Source organism: Methylocaldum sp. (assembly GCF_039794385.1).
GTDB lineage: Bacteria > Pseudomonadota > Gammaproteobacteria > Methylococcales > Methylococcaceae > Methylocaldum.
The window spans coordinates 1-4,036 of record NZ_JBDIVO010000388.1 but is presented as its reverse complement, the minus strand read 5'-3'; the positions used below and the strand labels follow the sequence as shown (position 1 = coordinate 4,036).

The following is a 4,036-nucleotide window of genomic DNA, read 5'->3' as shown; positions in this document are numbered from 1 at the left end:
GCCGTCGGCCACCGCACGCTCTTTTGCCGCCGCCAGCATCAACCGGCCCTGTTCGCGTGCGAGTTTCCCGCGTTTTTCATCCAGAGCCGTCAGTTCTTCCAATAAGGATTCGCGGCTGCCCAACCCGATATTGCCGCTCAGATTGCCGTCCACCGGGTACTGCGACTTGTCCAGCACATGAATGAAAGTCAGCCGAGCCCGAAGCCGCCGACTGGCCCAGGCCGCATAGTCGCAGACCGCCGTAGCCGCCCTGGACCCATCGATACATGCCATTACCTTAGTCATACTAAAACCTTCTGTCAGTGGGCCATCAATTTTTCTACGGCTTCCGGTTTATCGTGCACCGCGAACCGATCCACGATGGTCGCGCTGGCTTCGTTCAAACCGACGATCTCGACCTCGATGCCCTCGCGCCGGAACTTGATGACGACTTTATCCAGCGCGCTCACCGACGTGATGTCCCAGAAGTGGGCGCGAGTCAAATCGATCACGACTTTATCAATATCCTCCTTGAAATCGAAGGCTGCGGTGAACTTGCCGGCGGAGGTGAAAAACACTTGGCCGACCACGAGATAAGTCCGTATCGAACCGTCATCGCTGGACTTCGAACGAACTTCGAGAAACTGACCGACCTTGTTCGCAAAAAACAATGAGGCCAGCAATACGCCGACGAAAACGCCGAGAGCGAGATTATGGGTCGCGACCACCACCGCGACGGTCGTGATCATGACGATATTGGTGCTCAAGGGGTATTTGCTCAGATTGCGAATGGAGTCCCAACTGAAGGTTCCGATGGAAACCATGATCATCACGGCAACGAGCGCCGCCATCGGGATGCGCGATACCCAGGGCCCTAAGAATACGACCATGATCAACAGGAAAACGCCTGCCGTCAGGGTGGACAGTCGCGTCCGCCCGCCGGACTTCACATTGATCACGGACTGGCCGATCATCGCGCAGCCCGCCATGCCGCCGAACAGGCCCGCTGCGATATTGGCGATGCCCTGGCCCTTGCACTCCCGATTCTTGTCGCTGGGCGAGTCGGTGAGATCGTCGACGATGGTGGCCGTCATCATCGACTCCAGTAGCCCGACGATGGCCATGGTGATGGCATAGGGGAAAACGATTCCAAGGGTTTCGACATTCAGCGGCAGATCGGGCCATAGGAACACCGGCAGACTGTCGGGCAGGTGCCCCATGTCGCCCACGGTACGGATATCCAGGTTGAACCCTATGGCGATTGCGGTCAGAACCACGATGCAAACGAGCGGCGACGGAACGGCTCTAGTCAGGAACGGGAACAGATAAATGATGGCCAAACCGCCGGCGGTCATCGCATAGACATGCCAGCTCACGCCGGTGAGTTCGGGTAGTTGCGCCATGAAGATGAGAATGGCCAAGGCGTTGACGAACCCCGTCACCACCGACCGGGACACGAACCGCATGAGGTCGCCCAGTCTGAGATAACCGGCGATGATTTGCAGAATGCCGGTCAGAATAGTGGCGGCGAAGAGGTATTCCAGCCCATGCTCTTTGACCAGCGTAATCATGAGCAGCGCCATGGCGCCGGTGGCTGCGGAGATCATGCCTGGACGGCCGCCCGCGAAGGCGGTAACGACGGCGATGCAAAACGATGCGTACAAGCCGACCTTGGGGTCGACCCCGGCGATGATCGAGAACGCGATCGCCTCCGGAATCAGCGCGAGCGCCACCACGATACCCGACAGCAGATCGCCGCGAATATTGGAAAACCAGTTTTGTCGAACGGACATTAGCATTTGATGCTCCAAGCAAATAATAAGAACGAAATCAGTTATCGCGACGAACTCAACGACCTAAATCATGCCGATTGACGAGCTGGCCATAATTCAATGAATTCGATTTAAGGAATATTCCGAAAGGCGAAAACCCGAACGAGCTACGCGGCAAGGGCTCAGCGCTCGCCGCTTCCTAAAGAGTGGGGCTACAGCAAATCTTGTATAAATACCGGATGAGATCCTGTTGGCTACTCTCGCTTGCCTCGTGAACAATCATCAAAGTGTCAGATAAACGACAATTGCGGCAGCGGCCATAACCAGCTCGAGCCGATGCCCGACCGAATACGAAACCGCCGATTCCTTGAGCTCTTTTAGGCGAGCCGGCGCCTTGGCAATAGCGTACTTGGCTGCAACGCAGACTTTCTGTAGCAATTTGGTGGCCAAATACGCCATCAAAATCAATCCGGTCCAAGCCGTCACTACCTGTGCGTCACGGGACGATAATCCGAATGCGGCTTCCGCGAAATGCTCGAACGAGAGTTCAATCACTTCGATTGCCAAATGCAAAGTTTCTCCGAGCAGGGAAAGCAAACTATCTCCGGAAAGCGTTAGAACCGTTGCGGCGGAGGCGAAGTAGAAGATTCTCTTGTTGGCCCCAGCGATCCGCGCCGTTCGCTCGCGTATCCGGAGCCTATTTGGGGTCTTGCGGCTAGCATGTTTGTTTTTAACCGGAATGGACTTGATCATGTTCCGCCTAGGCAGGAATTTCGACGGCGAAATAGCCGGCGGCCGTCGTTTGGAGTGCACTTGACGGCGAGTTTCAATGGCTGGATAGAAAAGACGGATGCCTTGTCGAGTAGGGCAAGGAGGAGGGCGCTATGGCGGGGGCGGCGAGGTGAGGTAAGGCACTGGACAGATCAGGTGTCGCTTCGTTTTTGTTTGCGTTTATTTAACAATTTAGCGGTTTGCGTCAGCGTTGTCCATGAAAGGAATTATTTCTGTGGAATAGCCTAAGTGCATCTGTCGGTTGTAGTTCAGTAAAATCCAGTACCCGATTGGAAGACGGAGGGCGGGTGAAGTGCCGTTTTCTGCTTTCCCGCTATTCAACCTCGAAATGTCGTCTCCGGTGATCTGCGGCATGGCAACCGCGGCGTACCGAATGATGTCAGGGACCATGCATGGAAAATTCGATGTATTGCCCGGTTTGCGAGCAAACCGCCTGCTGTTCTTTTGCTAGTGTCGGCGGTCGCGATTATTGGCGTTGCGGGCATTGTCAAGCGACCTTTCTGCACCCTGCTATGTTGCCTTCCGCAAACTTGGAATTGGCGCAATACCGGTCGCATCTACGATTTCGTTACCTGCACCGAAGTGGCCGAGTATTTCCATCAGCCTTCGCGGGAGTTCCGACGTCTCGACGCACTGCTCAGGCCGGGCGGCTGGCTGGCTCTGATGACCTGTTTCCAGAGCGACGACACGCGTTTTGCGGACTGGCACTATCGGCGCGATCCCACCCACGTGGTGTTTTACCGCGAAGCGACGCTGCGCCGTCTGGCCGGGCGTCACGGCTGGCACTGCGAGATTCCCTGCCCGAATGTGGCACTAATGCGCAAGGAAAGCGCTTGAACGATGGCCACCGCGCTGTACGAGCAACGTCTGGACGCGTGAGCTGCAACGCCACTGGGCGAAAAATCAGCGAAACGCCCGATAGTAGCCGATCAAGGCGTTGGTCGAGGCGTCGTGCGACTCCACGCGTTCATTGCCGCCTATTTCCGTGAAAATGGTGCCGGCCAGCTGTTTTCCCAGTTCCACGCCCATTTGATCGAAGGAATTGATATTCCATATGGCGCCCTGCACGAAAACCTTATGCTCGTACAAGGCAATCAGCGCGCCCAGGGTTTCCGGAGTCAACTTTTGGTAAATAATGGCATTCGACGGCTTATTTCCGGGAAACGTCTTAGCAGCCGCCAATTCTGCCAGTTGCTCGCCGGTAACGCCGCTGGCTTGAAGCTCCGCCTTCGCTTCCTCGGTGGTCTTGCCGCGCATCAGCGCCTCCGGTTGGGCGAGGAAATTCGAAATCAGTGTCTCATGGTGCCGGCCGAGACCGTGATGGCTTTGCGCCGCCGCAATAAAATCGCAAGGAACCAGCTTTCGACTTTGATGGATCAACTGATAAAAGGCATGCTGTCCATTGGTGCCCGGTTGACCGAAGATAATCGGGCCGGTGCTGTAGGCGATCGGATGGCCTTCGATATCCACCATCTTGCCGTTGCTTTCCATAT

General features: G+C 56.1%; 4 protein-coding genes and 1 pseudogene. 1 reads left to right on the top strand and 4 read right to left on the bottom strand.

Annotated features, from left to right (window positions below):
* The 3 genes from ABJK70_RS21280 to ABJK70_RS21270 form a co-directional block, all read right to left on the bottom strand.
* Window positions 1-285, bottom strand: a 285-nt coding sequence (locus tag ABJK70_RS21280) for a universal stress protein (protein ID WP_347259046.1), incomplete at its 3' end; no start/stop codon positions are given.
* A 14-nt stretch (window positions 286-299) separates the two neighbouring features.
* Window positions 300-1,778: a SulP family inorganic anion transporter gene (locus tag ABJK70_RS21275; protein WP_347259045.1), complete on the bottom strand. Its 1,479-nt coding sequence runs from the start codon at window positions 1,776-1,778 to the stop codon at window positions 300-302.
* 255 nt (window positions 1,779-2,033) lie between these two features.
* On the bottom strand, window positions 2,034-2,324 hold the full coding sequence (locus tag ABJK70_RS21270) for a hypothetical protein (RefSeq protein WP_347259044.1): 291 nt from the start codon (window positions 2,322-2,324) through the stop codon (window positions 2,034-2,036).
* 669 nt (window positions 2,325-2,993) lie between these two features.
* Here ABJK70_RS21270 and ABJK70_RS21265 point away from each other — a divergent pair.
* Entirely contained in the window at window positions 2,994-3,380 is a 387-nt protein-coding gene (locus ABJK70_RS21265; protein ID WP_347259047.1) for a class I SAM-dependent methyltransferase, read from the top strand.
* Window positions 3,381-3,446: 66 nt separating this feature from the next.
* On the opposite strand, the pseudogene pgi reads toward ABJK70_RS21265, so the two are convergent.
* Window positions 3,447-4,036, bottom strand: a pseudogene (gene pgi / locus ABJK70_RS21260) (glucose-6-phosphate isomerase); the annotation flags it as partial.

Excerpts from the sequence above, each read along its gene's own strand:
- ABJK70_RS21275 (WP_347259045.1), bottom strand. The coding sequence starts at position 1,778 with ATGCTAATGTCCGTTCGACAAAACTGGTTTTCCAATATTCGCGGCGAT.